The sequence below is a fragment of the Hymenobacter sp. BT559 genome (assembly GCF_016427535.1).
Lineage (GTDB): Bacteria > Bacteroidota > Bacteroidia > Cytophagales > Hymenobacteraceae > Hymenobacter.
Window position 1 is genome coordinate 632,612 of sequence record NZ_JAELXV010000003.1, and the last position, 16,003, is coordinate 648,614.

Annotated in this window: 16 protein-coding genes; 5 read left to right on the forward strand and 11 right to left on the reverse strand. The window is 59.8% G+C overall.

The window, feature by feature from the left end:
- Window positions 1-2: 2 nt before the first annotated feature.
- The 3 genes from JAO77_RS13400 to JAO77_RS13410 all read right to left on the reverse strand — a co-directional run bounded on the left by JAO77_RS13400 (window position 3) and on the right by JAO77_RS13410 (window position 5,565).
- Window positions 3-3,437, reverse strand: a complete 3,435-nt coding sequence (locus JAO77_RS13400) for a TonB-dependent receptor (protein WP_198990871.1) — start codon at window positions 3,435-3,437, stop codon at window positions 3-5.
- A 149-nt stretch (window positions 3,438-3,586) separates the two neighbouring features.
- A complete protein-coding gene (locus JAO77_RS13405; protein WP_198990872.1) occupies window positions 3,587-4,681 on the reverse strand; it encodes a FecR family protein in 1,095 nt (364 codons plus the stop codon).
- A gap of 287 nt (window positions 4,682-4,968) precedes the next feature.
- The gene (locus JAO77_RS13410; protein ID WP_198990873.1) at window positions 4,969-5,565 is read right to left on the reverse strand and encodes an RNA polymerase sigma factor; all 597 of its coding nucleotides are present in this window, start codon (window positions 5,563-5,565) and stop codon (window positions 4,969-4,971) included.
- 457 nt (window positions 5,566-6,022) lie between these two features.
- Here JAO77_RS13410 and JAO77_RS13415 point away from each other — a divergent pair, with 457 nt between their 5' ends.
- Window positions 6,023-6,748: an NADPH-dependent F420 reductase gene (locus JAO77_RS13415; protein ID WP_198990874.1), complete on the forward strand. Its 726-nt coding sequence runs from the start codon at window positions 6,023-6,025 to the stop codon at window positions 6,746-6,748.
- Window positions 6,749-6,939: 191 nt separating this feature from the next.
- Here the strand turns inward: JAO77_RS13415 and JAO77_RS13420 are convergent, their stop codons facing one another.
- From JAO77_RS13420 to JAO77_RS13430, 3 genes are all read right to left on the reverse strand, one after another.
- On the reverse strand, window positions 6,940-8,109 hold the full coding sequence (locus tag JAO77_RS13420) for a DUF5694 domain-containing protein (protein ID WP_198990875.1): 1,170 nt from the start codon (window positions 8,107-8,109) through the stop codon (window positions 6,940-6,942).
- 168 nt (window positions 8,110-8,277) lie between these two features.
- Window positions 8,278-9,180: a dihydrodipicolinate synthase family protein gene (locus JAO77_RS13425; protein ID WP_198990876.1), complete on the reverse strand. Its 903-nt coding sequence runs from the start codon at window positions 9,178-9,180 to the stop codon at window positions 8,278-8,280.
- A gap of 27 nt (window positions 9,181-9,207) precedes the next feature.
- Window positions 9,208-9,690, reverse strand: a complete 483-nt coding sequence (locus JAO77_RS13430; protein ID WP_198990877.1) for a cupin domain-containing protein — start codon at window positions 9,688-9,690, stop codon at window positions 9,208-9,210.
- A gap of 156 nt (window positions 9,691-9,846) precedes the next feature.
- Here JAO77_RS13430 and pdxR point away from each other — a divergent pair, with 156 nt between their 5' ends.
- From pdxR to JAO77_RS13445, 3 genes are read left to right on the forward strand one after another with little or no spacing between them, the layout of a single operon-like run.
- Window positions 9,847-11,322, forward strand: coding sequence for a MocR-like pyridoxine biosynthesis transcription factor PdxR (gene pdxR, locus JAO77_RS13435; protein WP_198990878.1), 1,476 nt, complete (start codon window positions 9,847-9,849; stop codon window positions 11,320-11,322).
- Between the two features lie 59 nt (window positions 11,323-11,381).
- The gene (locus tag JAO77_RS13440) at window positions 11,382-11,933 is read left to right on the forward strand and encodes a TetR/AcrR family transcriptional regulator (RefSeq protein ID WP_198990879.1); all 552 of its coding nucleotides are present in this window, start codon (window positions 11,382-11,384) and stop codon (window positions 11,931-11,933) included.
- A 51-nt stretch (window positions 11,934-11,984) separates the two neighbouring features.
- A complete protein-coding gene (locus JAO77_RS13445) occupies window positions 11,985-12,965 on the forward strand; it encodes an alpha/beta fold hydrolase (RefSeq protein ID WP_198990880.1) in 981 nt (326 codons plus the stop codon).
- Between the two features lie 94 nt (window positions 12,966-13,059).
- Here JAO77_RS13445 and JAO77_RS13450 read toward each other — a convergent pair whose 3' ends face one another.
- The 5 genes from JAO77_RS13450 to JAO77_RS13470 all read right to left on the reverse strand — a co-directional run bounded on the left by JAO77_RS13450 (window position 13,060) and on the right by JAO77_RS13470 (window position 15,325).
- Complete coding sequence (locus JAO77_RS13450) at window positions 13,060-13,686, reverse strand: MarR family winged helix-turn-helix transcriptional regulator (protein WP_198990881.1); 627 nt, start codon at window positions 13,684-13,686, stop codon at window positions 13,060-13,062.
- On the reverse strand, window positions 13,676-13,963 hold the full coding sequence (locus JAO77_RS13455; protein ID WP_198990882.1) for a hypothetical protein: 288 nt from the start codon (window positions 13,961-13,963) through the stop codon (window positions 13,676-13,678). The genes JAO77_RS13450 and JAO77_RS13455 overlap by 11 nt, the downstream gene beginning before the upstream one ends.
- Window positions 13,964-13,988: 25 nt before the next feature.
- The gene (locus tag JAO77_RS13460) at window positions 13,989-14,252 is read right to left on the reverse strand and encodes a DUF2024 family protein (protein WP_198990883.1); all 264 of its coding nucleotides are present in this window, start codon (window positions 14,250-14,252) and stop codon (window positions 13,989-13,991) included.
- A gap of 73 nt (window positions 14,253-14,325) precedes the next feature.
- The gene (locus tag JAO77_RS13465; protein WP_198990884.1) at window positions 14,326-14,580 is read right to left on the reverse strand and encodes a hexameric tyrosine-coordinated heme protein; all 255 of its coding nucleotides are present in this window, start codon (window positions 14,578-14,580) and stop codon (window positions 14,326-14,328) included.
- 10 nt (window positions 14,581-14,590) lie between these two features.
- Window positions 14,591-15,325, reverse strand: a complete 735-nt coding sequence (locus JAO77_RS13470; RefSeq protein ID WP_198990885.1) for a hypothetical protein — start codon at window positions 15,323-15,325, stop codon at window positions 14,591-14,593.
- A 203-nt stretch (window positions 15,326-15,528) separates the two neighbouring features.
- On the opposite strand from JAO77_RS13470, the gene JAO77_RS13475 reads away from it, so the two are divergent.
- Entirely contained in the window at window positions 15,529-15,969 is a 441-nt protein-coding gene (locus JAO77_RS13475; RefSeq protein WP_198990886.1) for an RrF2 family transcriptional regulator, read from the forward strand.
- Window positions 15,970-16,003 lie beyond the last annotated feature (34 nt).

Genomic DNA, 16,003 nt, shown 5'->3' on the forward strand with positions numbered 1-16,003 from the left:
AATTAGAACTGCACGTTGAAGCCCAAGCGGTAGGTGCGGGCCTGCGGATAGTTGCCGTAGTCCACGCCGTATGACAGTGGGTTGTTGTAGTTGGCCACGGTCGAGATTTCGGGGTCGTAGCCGGTGTACTTGGTGAGGGTGAACACATTATCAACCGAGGCAAACACGCGGGCGCCTTTTACCTGCACCTTGCCGAGCAAGGCCTGGGGCAGCGTGTAGCCGATTTCCATGTTGCGGGCGCGCAGGTAGCTGGCGTTCTCCACGTAGCGGCTGCTGAAGCGGTCGTTGCCATTGGTGTCGGTCGCGGTCACGCGGGGCTGGTTGCTGTTGGGGTTGCTGGGCGTCCAGCGGTCCAAGCGGTTCGCGTAGAAGTTGCTCCATACCCCTACAAAGTCGGCTGATTTCGACAGGTTGAAGGCCCCGCCGTTGATGACTTCGGCGCCCTGCACCCCGTAGAGCAGCATGCGGAAATCGAAGCCCCCGTAGTTCAGGTTCAGCGAGGCGCCGTAGGTGAAGCTGGGCGTGCCGCTGCCTAGGTAGGTGTTGTCAGAAGCCGTAATCTGGCCATCGCCATTGGTATCCTGGTAGCGTACGTCGCCGGGCTTGGCACCGGGCTGCACCAGCGTCCGCACCCCAGCGGCATTTGTATAGGTATACGCGTCAATCTCGGCCTGATTGTGAAACACGCCCTGGGCCTGCAAGCCGTAGTAGAACGCGATTTCGCGGCCCACGTCGGTAAGGGTGGTGTTGCCAATTTGCGGCAGCACGTTGCCGGCCGCAATGGCGTTGCCGCCCCCTAGGCTGGTTACGACGTTGTTGATTTTTGTGAAGTTAATACCCACGTTGTACTGCAATTTGCCAACGGCATTTCGGTAGTTCAGGGCTAGCTCCAGGCCGCGGTTGCGCAGGGCGCCTACGTTGGCGCTGGCCGGGGCCTGGCCTACGTAGTCGGGCACCGGCAGCAGGGCAATCATGTCCTGGGTGCGGCGCTCGAAGTAGTCGGCTGTAAAGGTCAGCTTGTTATTGAAAAACTCAGCATCCACGCCCACATCGGTCGTGACGGCCGTTTCCCACTTCAAATCTGGGTTGTTAATCTGGGTGATGGCTAGGCCGGGCGCGGGCGTGCCGTTGAAGACATAAATCTGATTGTTGTTCGCCACCGAGGCGTAGCCGTAGTTCGGCGCGGCGTTTTGGTTGCCCACTTGCCCGTAGCTAGCCCGCAGCTTCAGCACCGATACGGCGGCTACATCCTTGAGGAAATTCTCGTTGGAGATGTTCCAGGCGGCGCCTACTGAGGGGAATGTGCCCGTGCGCACCGGCCCGAGAAACTTGGACGTCTGGTCGAAGCGCAGGGTACCCGTGAGGAGGTAGCGGTCGCGGAAGTTGTAGTTGGCCCGGCCGAAGTACGAGAGCAAGCCGCCGTCGTACTGCGAGCTGCGCACCACGTTACCGGTGCTGCGCGAAGCCGACGCGTATTGCAGTGAGGCATCGAGCGGCACGTTGTAGGCCGTGATAGAAATGCCGTTGCCGTAGCCGCGCTGCGCCTCCTGCCCTAGGGTAAAGGAGAGGTTGCTGTTATCGGCAAAGGTCTTGTTGTAGTTGAAGTAGTTCGACCACACCCAGCTTACGTTTTCGCTGCGCGTCTCAACAAGCGCGCTCTGCGCCCGCTGGTCGAATGGCCCGATGTAGTACTGCGGCTGATACTGTTTGGGGTGGTTGTTAAAGTAGTTGATGCCGAACGTAGAGCGGAACGACAGCCCCTTAAACAGCGATACGTCGAGGTAGCTGCTGCTGAACAGGTTATTATTCTGAATCTTGTTGTATTTCTGCTCGTCGACCAGGCGCGCCACGTTCAGCGTATTGCGCGTAATAACGTCCTCCGTATAAGCACCGTTGGGCCCGAAGGGGTTGAGGATGGGATTGATTTGCAGGGCGTATTGCAGCACGGTGTACGGCTGCGAGCCGCCTTGGCCATCGCCGCTGCCCGTCTGGTTGTTGTTGGTAAACGTGGCTGCCACGCCTGCCTTAATGTGCTTGGTGAGCACCACGTCGTCATTTACCCGAATCACGAACTTCCGAAAGCCCGAATTCTTAATAATACCGTTTTGCTGGAAGTAGCTGCCGCTCACGAGGTAGCGGTTTTGCTCGGTGCCGCCCGAGGCCGACAAGCTATAGTTGGTAATGAGTCCCTTCTGCGTCACCAAATTCTGGTAATTGGTGCCTTCGGCGTTGGTGGCGATGGCGTTTTGCAGCTGCGGGCCGTAATCGGGCAGCTGTTTGCCGTCGTTGGTGTACGCCTCCCTAACGAGCGTCGCGTACTGGGCGGCGGTGGTAAGGGGCAGCTCGCGCCGGATTTGCTGAAAGCCCGTGTAGCCAGTTAGGTTAAACTGCGTGGCGCCCGCCTTGCCGTGCTTGGTAGTGATGAGCACCACGCCGTTGGCCCCGCGCGAACCGTAAATGGCCGTGGCCGACGCGTCTTTCAGAATCTCAGTCGATTCAATATCAGCGGGTAGCAAAAAGCCGATATCGCTGGTTTGCACGCCGTCTACCACGTACAGCGGGTCGCTGTTGTTGATGGTGCCCACGCCCCGCACCCGGATGCGCGTGCCCGAGCCCGGCTGCCCGCTGTTGGAGGTTACTTCTACGCCCGACACGCGGCCTTGCAAGGCCTGCACGGGGTCGGAAGTGGCTACCTGCGTCAGCTGCGCGCTACTTACCGAGGCCACGGCGCCGGTCAGGTCGCTTTTGCGGGCCGTGCCGTAGCCAATTACGACTACGTCGTTGAGGTCCTGCGTATTCTCGGCCAGCGTCACGGTGATGTTGTTGGCCGCGCCGGTCACCGGCAACTCTTGCCGCGTGTAGCCCACGAAGCTGAACACCAGTACGCTGTTTTCGGGCGCCTGAATGCTAAAGCTGCCGTCGGGACCGGTGCTCGTGCCCGTGGTCGTGCCCTTCACGAGCACCGTCACGCCGGGCAAACCTGCACCTTTGGCATCAACTACTTTACCGGTAACGGGTACCGCCTCCGGCGCCAGGCTAGAACTACCGGAATCGTTTGCGGAAGTAGTCTTTGCCGGAAGCCGGAGTACGATGCGGTCATGGTTTATCTCGTATTCAATCTTGGAAGGCGCAAAAATCTCGTCGAGCACCGTGGCCAGCGGCTGGTTTTGCGCCCGCACCGACACCTTGCGGTCGGCCCCCACAAGCTGCTGGCTATACACGAAACGGATGTTAGCTTGCTTAGCCAATTGGCCTAGAATGGCCTTTATTGATTGACCTTCTACCTGCACCGTCACGGTGCGCTCTAGCACGGTTTGGGTAGTGGCATGTACATGGGCGAGGGCCGGGCTGGTTTGCAAGCAGGCTACTACGGCCGGCAGTAGCAGGCCTCGGAGTATAGGCCGCAAGGGTGGGGAAAACGGTACCTGGTTTTTCATGGGGTAGGGTGGGGAAATAAAGAAAAAGAGAAGCCGTTCAGCATTTTTGCAAATGCAGTTAGGTTGTTGGTGGCTAGTGGTTTTGCGTGTGGAAGAAGCTTGGTTCTTCGGCAGGGCCTAGGCGTTAGCTAGCCCCTGCTATGCGGCGCTTAGCTGCGCGGCGGCCCCGGGTCGGCTTGGCAACCCGTACTGTGAATAGTGATTTGAGTATCAGCAAGCGTGTAGTAGGCACCTAGGGACTTGCAGAGCAAGCCTAATTTTTCAAATAGTGGCTCGTCGTAGAACGTGATACTAACCGTGCAGCCCGCCAGCTTCTGCTTATCGTAGTGAATAGGCACACCGTAGGCTTTTTCTAGTGCCGCGAGCACTTCCGTCACGGGCCGCTCCTCAAACTCGAAAGCTTGGGGCACCAGCACGGCAGGCTTGTCGACCAGCTCTTTTTTCAGCTGGTGGCTAGCCATCGCATATACGGCCTGCTGGTTGGGTAGTAGTACCACGCCAGCCTTGGCCGGGTGCGTGGGGGTAGCATCGAGCTGGGCGGTTTGGCGGGGCTGCACGGCCACTTTCCCTTCGCGCACAGCCACTAGCGCCTGCGCGCTACCGGGGTAGGCTTTCACGTCGAAGCTCGTACCTAGCACCGTGGTTACGACCTGGTTAGTAAACACTAGGAAAGGTCGCGCCGGGTTCTTGTGCACCTGAAAGAAAGCTTCGCCCTCTAGGTACACCTCGCGCCGGGCGCCGGCGAGCGCCGTGGTGTAGCGCAGCGTACTGCCCGGCTGCAGCGTAACGCGGCTGTCATCGGGCAGCTGCACTACCTGCGCCTGTGAGGTAGTGTTGTGGTGGCTCGTCCAGCCGCGCGCCGAAGTGGTGGCGGTGGGCGCCTGGGTAGCCTGCCAGTGCTGGGCCGCGGGCAGCAGCCCACCCAGCCCGAGCAGGAGAAGCCCGATGCTCGCAGCCCAGCGCACTTGGGGCTGCTGCCAAATGCTGGCGGGCAAGCGGCGCACGCGGGGAGCGGGCTTCGGCGGGGCCGGGTCGAGCTGCAGCCGCTGCCAGATGGCGGCTTCAACGGCTTGCTGCTGCTGGCTAGGTAGCGGGCGGGCGTCCGCGGCCTGGCCTTGTAGCTGGTCGTACCACTGGGCTACGCGCGCCTGCTCGGCAGGCGTGCAGCGGCCATCGAGGTAGCGTTGGAGCAATACGTAAAATTCGGCTTCCGTCACGAGCGGCGAGAGAGTAGGGGGCTTCATCTAACAAGTCAGCTAACTTGCTTTTACCCCTAATGCCATGATTAACTTTTTTTGTAAAAGGTTAGCGCATTGAATTGCTAATATCAGTAAATCAAACGATTGAAGTCTTTGTGGAAATCAAAAAAATCTTGTTTGGTCATGCAGAGCGCAGCGAAGCATCTCGCGTAGTGCAGTAATCGATGACGCTAGTAGATGTCAGCACGCGAGATGCTTCGCTGCGCTCTGCATGACGGACGTACTTATTGCTGACTTCCTCAACGGCTACAATTGCCTGAATAAGCGCAGCCTCAAAAATGCCAGAGCGTGACTGCCAGCAGCACCAAGAAATCGCGCAGATAATTGCGCAGCAGCTTCAGCGACTTCGTGAGGTGGTACTCTACCGTCTTTTCCGACAGATTAACCCGACCTGAGATTTCGGCAACCGAATACTGCTCTAGCCGGCTAAGCTGAAATATTTCGCGCGTTTTGGTAGGTAGCCTGCGAATGCTGGCCAGCAGCGCCGCGCTCAGCTCGTTGTGAGCTAGCGCGTCTTCGGTAGTCGTGTCGGCCTCGGAGGCGCCCAGGCGGCAGTACAGCTCGTAGCCGGCCCGCACCTGCTGCCCCTTGATGTAGTTGATGATGCGGTAGCGCAACGCCGCAAACAGGTACTGCTCCAGCTTCTCTATCTGGTGGCTAGCGCGCCGGTTCCAAAGATTTTCGAACAGGTCTTGTACCAATTCTTCCGCGATTTCGCGGTTCTTGAGCTTGCGATAAGCCAGCTCAAATAATCGGTAGCAGTAGCGCCGATAGATTTCGGCGAAGCTTCCCTCATCATCGGCGCACAGAGCGGCCAGCAGGTCTGCATCTGATAAAGAGGCATACCTACCGAAAGAAGAGGCTAACATGAATAGGGAATATGGTGGGAATAAAAGCTAATGTACAAATCAACGTCAAATTATTGCTTAATAACTGGTCAACTTGCTGCTACCCTGTATGCAGTGAATAGCTCAAGGATGGGCGCCTGGCATACGCGTTGTGCTATTATTATGAGAATCCCACTTGGCCTAGGTTATTCTGTTGCGCTCGCCGCAGGCTAGGTAGGCCCTAGGTTGTAGGCCTTGCGTTGCATGCCGCCCGGGCCCGCCTAGGTCCATTAATTGATTGAGTTGCGCCCGGCGTGCGAAGTAGAAGGGGATGGGCACGCTGGCTGGTTGCGGGACTATTGGTGCGGCCATTTAGTAATCGGAACAATACGCCTAGGTGGTGCGGAAGAGCGAAAAACAATTTGCGGGCTAGGTGGGTCTTGAGCAACGCAGCGGCGCGAAGCTGTCGCGCCGCCATCACGCATTAATTTTCTTACCTATGAAAATTGGAATCATTGGGGCCGGCCACATCGGCAGCGCGCTGGCCGTGCGCCTCGTTAGCCTAGGCCACTCGGTGCGCATTGCTAACTCGCGCGGCCCCGAAACCCTAGGCGACGTAGCCCAGAAAACCGGCGCTACCCCCGCCACGGCGCAGGAAGCCGCCCACTTCGGCGATATCGTCGTCGTGACCATCCCGCTGATAAACGTCCCCGACCTGCCCAAAGACTTGTTCGAAGGCGTAGCTGCCGACGTACCCGTCATTGACACCAGCAACTACTACCCCTTGCTGCGCGATGGTCATCTGGCCGAGTTAGAGCACGGCGACCTCACCGAAAGCGAGTGGGTGCAGCAGCACCTAGGCCGCCCGGTGGTGAAGGTGTTCAACAACATCTTTGCCGACCACCTCGAGAAATCAGGCAAGCCTGCCGGTACGCCCGGCCGCATTGGGCTGCCCGTGGCCGGCGACGATGCCGCCGCCAAGCAAAAAGTGATGGCCTTAGTTGAAGAGTTGGGCTTTGATGCCTTAGACGGAGGCAGCCTGCACGAGTCGTGGCGCCAGCAGCCCGGCTCGCCGGTGTATTGCAACGACCTACCCGCCGCCGAAGTGCAGCAGCACCTGGCTAGCCTCGGCAGCACCCGCACCGAAGAGCAGCACGCACAGTTCTTGGCCAACCACGCCCAGCAAGAAAAGCAAATGGAAGCCCAAGGCATCAAGCTGAAATAGTAGCCAAAGGCACTTAGTTGACACAAAAAAGCCGCGGTAACTGCCGCGGCTTTTTTGTGTCAACTAAGTGCCTAGTACACTTTGGGTAGCAGAACAATAGACTGCTGCCGAGTGCCAGCCTGTAGCTTTTTGCTTACTCAGTTAGCTTACCCTAGGTCGAGAAATAGAAGGGCAGGCTATGCATGTGCTTCTTAGTTGGGGCAGCTGCTTGGCTGCGACGCCAGTAGGTCGCTTGCCGATACTAGCTCAATATCGGTGAAGGTGCGTAGGTACGCCTCTACAAACGGCTTGTGCGCGGCCCCAACAATAAAGAGCGCCCGGCCGCCGGCCAGCGGAGCCGTAGCCTCGCGAATGGCAACGGCCATGCGCAGGTTTTGCGCTTCCCAGGCGGCTACGCGCTGGCGGCCCACTGCCCCCATTTGCTTGCTGCGCAGCAGCGATAGCCATTGCGCATCGGCATCAAGCTGGCCGAAGTGGGGCGAGTTTTTCCACCTCAGCACCGGCATTACCTGGCTAGCGGCCGAGAGCTTAAACCGCTCTTCGGGCACTGCCTGAAACGCCGGCGTGTGGTGATTGAACAGCTCTTTTAGTTGCGGCTCCGCTTCGACGGCTGTCCGAAACGCCTCATCACTGGGGCCGGCTACGTCGCTGGCGTGGTCGCCGGCCCCCACCACTCGCTCTAGCCCAATATCGGCCGCCAAGCGCGCCGCCACGGACGTTAGCTCGCTGCGCAATCCGGCAAACCGGTCGAGTCGCTTGGCCAGCGCCGCCGATACGCCATTGCCGGCCACCCGCTCGGCCGGTGCCAGCCGCAGCCACTGCACGGTGGCCGAAAACGGCTCGGCGGCGGCTACAAACAGGCTGGCCAACTGCCGCCGTTGCGGGGGTGTTAGGCTGCCGTGGGAGGCTAGGGCGTTGGCCTGCACCAAGGCTTGCGCGGCCGTTAAGTGCAGCTCAGTCTGGGCGGTCTTCGCCATTTCTAGGGTCGGCCCCGCGTAGCGGCCTGCAGTGCCGTGGTAGGCGGCATAGGCGTCGAGCGCCATCACCTGCTCGCCCGGCAGAGCCTCGGTCAGAATAACATCGGGCTTGTACGTGCGCAGGCGGCACAGCAGCGGCTCCAGCCATGCCACCTGAAAGCTATCCGAAGCAGTATCCAAATGACCCATGCCTAGGACTAACACCTGCGTAGGCGCCCCAGCCAGCTGCGTTTTGGCTTGCGCTGGGTTGAAGGGCTGAGCTGCGCCCTGGGCAGACGGCCCTAGGTGCGGCTGCACCGCACAGGCCGAGAGCAACACTAGCGCCAAGCTACACAGGCTAGCAAAGCGCCCGGTGCGCCGTAATAGCCGATGGGCGACAGCCACAGGAAAAGTTGAAAGGGAGAGCATATAGTAAAGAAATACTAGGGGTAGCGAAGCGCCAGCCAAGGAGAGTATTCGCCCTGGCGCGCATTCGTTACAGCGAAACGGCCAACAAGTGCCGTGACTTTGAAAGCCACGGCACTTGTTGGCCGTTTCTGCGCCTAGGTCTGCCTAGCCCACCGTGGCGGGTAGCTGCACCCGCGCTAGCAGTCGCGCTAGCTCTTGCCGCTCCCCGGCTGCCAGGGGCTGAAGCGGGGCACGCAATTCACCAGCCACTTGGCTTCGTAGCTCTAACCCTGCCTTAATAGCGCGGGGCAGCCCTTTCGCCACAATGAATTGCAACAGCTCAAACTGCTGATAGAAAAGCTGCTGGGCTTCGGCCAGGTCCTGACGCTGTACAGCTTCATAAAGCCCTAGGTTCAATTCCGGAATGAGGTTGGGAGCGGCTGTACACCAGCCCGTGGCACCGGCGGCAAAAGCTGCTAAGGCCAGCGGATTAGAGCCGTTGTAGAAGGCAACGTCCTCGCCCAGCAACTGGCGCAGGGCCTGCATGCGCTGCACGTCGCCGGTGCTTTCCTTTATCATGGTCACGTTCGGAATTTCGAGCAAGCGCTTGAGCAGAGCGGGCGACATGTCCAGGCCACCCGTAGCGGGGTTGTTGTAGGCCATGATGGGCACCGAGATGGCGCTGGCCACCCGGTCGAAATGCTGGAAAATCTCGTCGTCGGTGAGTTTCCAATAGCTCATCGGGATGACCATGACCGCGGTCGCGCCAGCTTGCTCAGCGAAGCGGGCGTGGCGCACTACGCCGGCCGTGGTGAGGTGCGAAACGCCGACCAGCACCGGCAGGCGGCCGCCTACTTGCTGCAAGGTCGCCTCGGTTATGGCGTCGCGTTCCTCGTCGGTGAGGTAGGGGAGCACGCCGGTGCTGCCGAGCGGGGCAATGCCGTGCGCGCCGCTGGCTACGAGGCGCTCCACTAGATGGCGGTAGGTAGGCAAGTCTACCGCATTATCAGCAGTGAAGGGAGTAATGGGGTAGGCAATGATGCCGCGAAAGGGGACGCTCGGATTCATCGAAGAAATCGTTTTAAAGGCGAGGGTTTACAGGTCGCGGCCGCGCTCTTCGCGTAGGGCTACCCCTAGGTTCTGCAGCAGGGGCGCGTTTTCGCAGGCTATGTAGCGGGCACCCGTTGTTGCACTGCGGTTGCCGTGGTTGTGCCAGGCCCAAATGGGGATGTAGATAGCGTCGCCGGCTTTCCACTCCACGAGGCGGTCCTCAATCTGAGTATAGCCCTCGCCTTCGATGACGTAAATCACCGTTTCATAAGTGTGGCGGTGCTGATTGGTAATTTGGCCCGGCAGCAGCCCCCCGATGGTCATGCTCAGGGCCACGGTGGGCAGGTCCACGAAAAAGACGGGGTGCTTGCGCTCAGTCGAGAACTGGTCGTGGGCACCAGCTTGCTCTACATTGGCGTGGTGTAGCTTTTCGGGCATCCGGACTTCGGGCCGGGCGTAGGTGCGGTGAAAGTCGGCAGACTGAAACTTGTCCGTAGGCTTGGTTGGGTTGCTAATGATAGTGTCCATAAGGAGAGTTGAAAAAGGGTGAAGCCACTGTGCAGCGCTGATAAGCTCCTGTTTGTAGTCCCGGGTCAGGGTGAGTACCGGCGTGCGACTCTGCAAAAGTGTTTGTAGTTTGGTCCCGTTAATTCATCCAGTTTATCTAAACAAACGGGTCCAGTTATGCTACGTGCCTGGGATACCAATTTCCATCCAACCTTCGCGGCGGGCCGGGCCGTGTACCTGCAAATCAGCGAGCTGATTGCCACCGAAATCCGCCGCGGCCGGCTGCAACCCGGGACGGCCTTGCCCGGCACTCGGGAGCTAGCTAAGCAGCTAGGCGTGAACCGCAAAACGGCGGTGCTAGCCTACGAGGAGCTACTGGCCCAGGGCTGGCTGGAGTCGCAAACCACCCGCGGCACCTTCGTGTCAAGCCGGCTGCCCGAGAGCAGTCCGACAGCCTTTGCCCAGGCAGCGAGTGGCCCGGTAGCAGCACCTGGCTTTGCCTGGCAAGACCCATTTGATTTAGAGCAGCCGCCTTTGGCACTACCCGGCGCCTTGGTGTTCAATGACGGGACGCCCGACGCCCGGCTGGCGCCCGTGGCCACGCTGGCCAGTGCCTACCGCCGCGTAATGCAGGGCCGCGGCCGCCGCAACCAGCTGGGCTACGACAGCCCCCTAGGTAGCCTACCCCTACGCGAAGCCCTATCGCGCATGCTCAACCAAGACCGGGGGTTGAGTACCATGCCAGCCAGCATCTGCCTGACGCGCGGCACCCAAATGGCTCTGTACCTCACGGCCAGCCTGCTCATCCAGCCCGGCGATGTGGTGGCAGTGGAAAACCCTGGCTACCCGCCAGCCTGGCAAACCTTCCGGCTCCTAGGTGCCGAACTAGCCCCGGTGCCGGTGGACGAAGAAGGCTTGTGCGTAGATGAGCTGGAAGCGCTATGTCAGCGCCAGCAGGTGCGGGCCCTGTACCTGACGCCCCACCACCAATTCCCGACCACTGTGACGCTGAAAGCCGCGCGGCGGGTGCAACTGCTGGCGCTGGCCGCCCGCTATGGCGTGGCCATTATTGAAGACGACTATGACCACGACTTTCATTTCCACTACCAGCCCATGCTGCCGCTGGCCTCAGCCGACCCGCACGGCGTGGTCATCTACATCAGCTCGCTCTCCAAATTAATTGCCCCAGCCTTACGCATCGGCTATGTCACCGGGCCCGCGGCCTTCATCACGGCCCTAGGCCGGCTGCGGGCGCTGATTGACCGCCAAGGCGACACCGTGCTGGAACAAGCCGTAGCCGACCTAATTGACGAGGGCGAAATCAAGCGGCATACGCGCCGGGCTCACGCCGAGTACCACGCCCGCCGCGATGCGCTGGCCGATGCGCTACGCCAGTTGCCAGGCAACTACATGGATTTTGTGCTGCCTGCAGGTGGTATGGCCTTGTGGGTGAATTTCCGAGAAGACGTAGACTTAGAACAGGTTACTGCAGAACTGGCGCGCCGCAAAGTGGTAGTTACGCCCGGCAGCCGCTACTACCTCGAAGGACCGGCTGCCAACGCCGTGCGCATGGGTTATGCCGCGCTCACGCCTGCCGAACTGACTTATGGCGTAGAGCAGCTAGGGGCCGTACTAGGTCAGTACCAAAGCTGACTGTGCGATTAAAATGAATATGTCTCACAAGTGAGACTTTTCGCTATCTTTGTCGCCTGATGCCGCCTACCCAACAAGTCATTATCGATGCTGCTATCCGCGTGTTCAACGAGGATTACTCTGCCCCGTTGGAGCAAGTAGCGGCGCAAGCTGGCGTCACGCGGCGGACGCTGCATCGTTATTTCAAGGGCCGCGAGGAGCTGCTAGCTTGCTGTGAGCTAGACATGCAGCGTACCTGCCGGCTCGCGTTGACCCAGGCCTTGGATAGCTCGACGGACCCGCTCAAACAGCTGGAAAGTATGCTCTACGCCGTCGTCGACTGTGGGGCTAAGTACTCCTTTTTCCACAAGCTGCACACCCAGCCCCAGCACAGGGGCGTTCCGCATGCGGGCGAGGCCGACTACGATGTGCTGCACGGGCGCTACCGCCGCATCGTGGAGCAGTTGCAGGCGCAGGGCATCATCAGCCCCCACATTACGGCCGAGTGGGTCAAGATGCTCATGAGTGGTATCGTCTCCGCTACCATTAATGCCGATTCGTTTGGGGCAGTGGATGCAACGCACGTGAAGCGGTTTGCCTGGTTTTCCTTCAGCAAAGGCATCGGGCTATGACTCTTTTTATTTACTGCATACTGTCTCAAATATGAGACATGACTTCCTTCTATGAGCGCACTCTCCACCCGTACCATTCAAGCCAATGGCCTGGCTATGCAATTTACCGAGCAGGGTGAAGGTCCGTTGGTTATTCTCTGCCACGGCTTTCCAGAAACTAGTCACGCCTGGCGCCACCAGTTGCCGGCCCTCGCGGCAGCGGGCTTTCACGCCGTGGCGCCCGATATGCGCGGGTATGGCGGCACTGCTCGCCCGGAGGACAGCGACCAATACAACCTCTTGCAGCTTGTTGGGGACTTGGTTGGCTTGCTGGATGCCTTAGGCGCGGAGCAAGCCGTGGTGGTGGGCAACGATTGGGGCGCTACTGTGGCCTGGCACGCCGCCTTGCTGCGGCCTGACCGCTTCCGGGCCGTGGTGGCCCTGAGCGTGCCGATAATGGACCAGCCGCCGGTGGCCCCGACGAGCATTTTTCCCCAGACCGACGAGGCGCTGCACTATACACTTTATTTCCAGCAGCCCGGCGTGGCCGAAGCGGAGTTCGAGTTGCAGGTGCGCCAGACACTGCGCAAAATACTGTTTGCAGCATCGGGAGATGCCGGTGCCCGGCAGCTGGGCGACGGTACGCCCAACCCCTTCGGCATGGTGTCGCGGCAGCAAGGCCTGCTGGCACCGTTACCCGACCCCACCACGCTGCCCGTCTGGCTCACCGAAGCCGACCTAGACGTGTACACGGCGGATTTTGCGGCTAGCGGCTTTGCGGGTGGTCTGAATTACTACCGAAACTTAGACCGTAATAGGGAGCTACTGGCACCCTTCTGCGGGCTACGGGTAGAAGTACCGGCCCTATTTCTCATCGGTCAGCGCGACGTTGGGTTGAGCATTCCGGGGATGCGTGAGCTGATTGCCGACATGCCCCACCTGGCACCCCAGTTGCGGCCCGTAGTCGAGGTGCCGAACGCTGGTCACTGGCTCCAGCAAGAACGCCCCGACGAGGTAAATGCTGCCCTGCTAACTTTCCTAGGTGGCCTATAGCTTAGTACCACCTAGTGTGCTTCGGTAGCTCTCTAAGACCGGGTTTCGGCTGAACTACTTCACAGCACTAGCCCCGCAACGCAAAAACGCCGCGCTAAAAAAGCGCGGCGTCATGCTCCGGGCAATCAATGCGGAGCTGGGGGCCTTCGAGGGGGATGTTGAGCAGGTGGCAGAAGTGCTGGCCAGGTCGGCGCCCGTAGTGCCGGCAGGAAAAGCACATGCGCTGCACCGGAATGGTGCCGGCCTGCTGCAATTGGTGCAGCATCGTCAGCAAGCTCAAATACAGACCTAGCTTTTGCCGGGCGGGTAGGCCGGCCACGGGTGGGGTGAGTGGCGCGGCAAAGCGGCTGCTCTGGTCGGCCAACTGCTCGCCGGCGGGGGTGAGCCGGAGCGAGTGGCTCCGCAAATCGGTTAGGTCAGTGTGCCGGCTGACCAGCGCTTTTTGGGCGAGCGTTTTCACTGCGTCGCTGATGGTGGCGCGACTTACTTGGTATTCGCGGGCTAGGTTACTCACCGTGCCCTGGCCCGGCGCGTGAAAGCGCAGAAACACCACCACTTGCAACTGCAGTGGGCTCAGCCCGCTGTGGGTGGCTTCCTGCCAAAGCAAGTGACGAAACACGCCGCTCAGCCGTTCGAGCGAGGCCACAATCTTGTGGTCGAGGTCCGGCGGGTGGTTTTGCCGGTTGGGGTCGAACGGGCTGGCGGCGGAATCAGCAGTCACAGGTGAAATCGTGGTAGTGGCGAAAGGGCGGCGCAAAGGTGCCGTTCACGTTCACCACCCGGTCGAGGCGGATACGCTCGCCGGTGTCAATAACCAGGTATTCGGCGAGGCCCGCCGCGTCCCGCTCACTAACCAGGTTTTTGAGCAAGCCCGTGACGGTGGTGAACTCCCAAAGGTCCGTGAAATATTGCAGGTGCGTGTACGTGCGCAGCGTAATAGTGGCTTCCAGCAAATCGTGAAAACCACAATCAATGGGTTTATAGGCAGATGGGGCCATGATAGGGGTAGGGAAAGTGGGGCGCCTATTGGCACCCCTGCATTTCAATAATGTAATACCCTTGGGCATTGATAACGTCCACCACCTCCTGGGTAGGTTCCTCGATGTGGCAAAACCGGCATTCCTTAGCCGCTAGGGGCTGGCCCTCCTGGCCTTTCGTGGCGAGGTACTGGCGGCCAAACTGGTAGACCTGCTCCTTGCTGGCCGCCTCATCCGACACTAGAATGTCAAAGTGCATAACCGAACCGTCTTTCTTCGAGACGTAGGTGTCATAAACGGCAACTTCCATGATTGTAAAGAGTTAAAAGCGAGAAAATAATTAGGCCGGAAAGCTGGCTAAAGTTTGTTTGAAAAAGGAGAGGTTAGCGGGTTTCGGGCCGGTCGCGCCAGTAGTTGTTGGCGGCAGCAATGGTTGCAAATTCGGCGGCCACCGTCTGGCCGATGCTAATGAGCATCATTGGGTTATCGGCGTAGATAGCGCGTTGCTGACGGCGCTTTTCGTCGTCGGGCTGCGTGAGCTTGATGATAAGGCGGGCAAGCTTGACGGCGAGCTGGCGGCCTTCTTCCGGGGTAGCCGTGAGCAGGCTGTTGCCGGGGACGAGTTGCAAGTCGGACATGGCGTGAAGGTTAGTTGGTGGTGGCCACCGAGTAGGGTAGCGAGAGATTACCAGATAGCACCCCGTACACCTGGTACACGCCGAGCATAGGGCGCTTTTTGTCGGAGACGTTGACTTCCATGTAGCAAGTCACGAGGTCAAATTTGAAGTCGCGTCGGTGGTTGATGCGGTCGAGCGGCACCACCACGCGGCCGGTGTTGCCCTGCATTGTGACGGTGAAGCCGGGCGAATCCATGTACATATGCATGCCAGGCGCGCTGGTGGGCGGCAGTTTGGGCGCGGCGCCCATGTGGTCAAATTCCTTGACCGAGAAACCGCCCGCCACGCGGCTGTCCTTGATGAGCACCACCCAGTGGGCGTGCCACACCAGGCCGTCGTTGGTGTAGTTGCCGTCGCCGTTCTCATCCCACAGCGGGGTGTCCTCAAAGTCGGGGTGCGAGGTCAGGGCCATGGCCACGATGCCGTCGGTGGCACCCATGCCAATGTCGGTGGACTTGAGCGTGGTCGGGAAGACGTAGCCGAGCACTGGCGCGCCATCCGTTTTACCAGCGGGCTTGGGCTGGGTTTTGCCGGCGCTGCCCGCCACCTGAAACTCGAAGACCAGCGTTTCCAGCTCGTGCAAATACTTGATGGCGGCCTTCTTCGGCGTGTAGTCAGCATTCTGGTAAGCCGCGCCCAAGGACTGCGCGAAACTGCTGTCCATCAAGGCGATAAGCAGTGCTAGGGTAAGCAAGGGCTTTTTCATAGGAAGCATAAGTTGTGGTTGGAGTACGAGGCAAAAGTAGTTGGCACTCCTAACCATTTATGCACGTTTTGGCAGTGGACCAGGCAGCATATAAATACTGGTCCAGGAGGTAACAGCCAGCCGTAAGGCGCCAGAAAAATTATACAGGATAAATTTGTCCGGTATTAATTCATGCCCTAGCTTTGCCAGCAAAACCACCAAGTATGTTCTCCAAGGCGTGTGAGTATGGGATTCGGGCCTCGATTTATATCGGGCAGCAATCGGCCAGCGGCCGCCGCGTGGGCCTGAAGGACATTGCGGCCGAAATAGGCTCGCCAGAAGCATTCACCGCCAAGGTATTGCAACAACTGGTGCGCGCGCAGCTGGTCACCTCTGTGAAAGGCCCCGCCGGTGGCTTCGAGCTCACGCCCGAGCAGCTGCGCACCGTCACGCTCCGCGAGATAGTGGTGGCTATCGACGGCGGTGCCATGCTGCAAGGCTGCGCCCTAGGGCTGCCGCAGTGCTCGGCCAAGCAGCCCTGCCCTATGCACTACCAGTTTCTGCCCATTCGCGACCAACTCAATGAGCTGCTGCGCACCCACACCATCGGGGAACTGGCCAGCAAGGTGCACGAGGGCCTCGGTTTTTTAAAGCAATTCAGTTGACCCCTTTTTTTACTTGCATACCGGACAAATTTGT

Bases quoted from the DNA above. Each gene is read 5' to 3' on its own strand.
- JAO77_RS13400 (WP_198990871.1), bottom strand. From the start codon at position 3,437: ATGAAAAACCAGGTACCGTTTTCCCCACCCTTGCGGCCTATACTCCGA.
- JAO77_RS13405 (WP_198990872.1), bottom strand. From the start codon at position 4,681: ATGAAGCCCCCTACTCTCTCGCCGCTCGTGACGGAAGCCGAATTTTAC.
- JAO77_RS13410 (WP_198990873.1), bottom strand. From the start codon at position 5,565: ATGTTAGCCTCTTCTTTCGGTAGGTATGCCTCTTTATCAGATGCAGAC.
- JAO77_RS13415 (WP_198990874.1), top strand. From the start codon at position 6,023: ATGAAAATTGGAATCATTGGGGCCGGCCACATCGGCAGCGCGCTGGCC.
- JAO77_RS13425 (WP_198990876.1), bottom strand. From the start codon at position 9,180: ATGAATCCGAGCGTCCCCTTTCGCGGCATCATTGCCTACCCCATTACT.
- JAO77_RS13430 (WP_198990877.1), bottom strand. From the start codon at position 9,690: ATGGACACTATCATTAGCAACCCAACCAAGCCTACGGACAAGTTTCAG.
- pdxR (WP_198990878.1), top strand. From the start codon at position 9,847: ATGCTACGTGCCTGGGATACCAATTTCCATCCAACCTTCGCGGCGGGC.
- JAO77_RS13440 (WP_198990879.1), top strand. From the start codon at position 11,382: ATGCCGCCTACCCAACAAGTCATTATCGATGCTGCTATCCGCGTGTTC.
- JAO77_RS13445 (WP_198990880.1), top strand. From the start codon at position 11,985: ATGAGCGCACTCTCCACCCGTACCATTCAAGCCAATGGCCTGGCTATG.
- JAO77_RS13455 (WP_198990882.1), bottom strand. From the start codon at position 13,963: ATGGCCCCATCTGCCTATAAACCCATTGATTGTGGTTTTCACGATTTG.
- JAO77_RS13460 (WP_198990883.1), bottom strand. From the start codon at position 14,252: ATGGAAGTTGCCGTTTATGACACCTACGTCTCGAAGAAAGACGGTTCG.
- JAO77_RS13465 (WP_198990884.1), bottom strand. From the start codon at position 14,580: ATGTCCGACTTGCAACTCGTCCCCGGCAACAGCCTGCTCACGGCTACC.
- JAO77_RS13470 (WP_198990885.1), bottom strand. From the start codon at position 15,325: ATGAAAAAGCCCTTGCTTACCCTAGCACTGCTTATCGCCTTGATGGAC.
- JAO77_RS13475 (WP_198990886.1), top strand. From the start codon at position 15,529: ATGTTCTCCAAGGCGTGTGAGTATGGGATTCGGGCCTCGATTTATATC.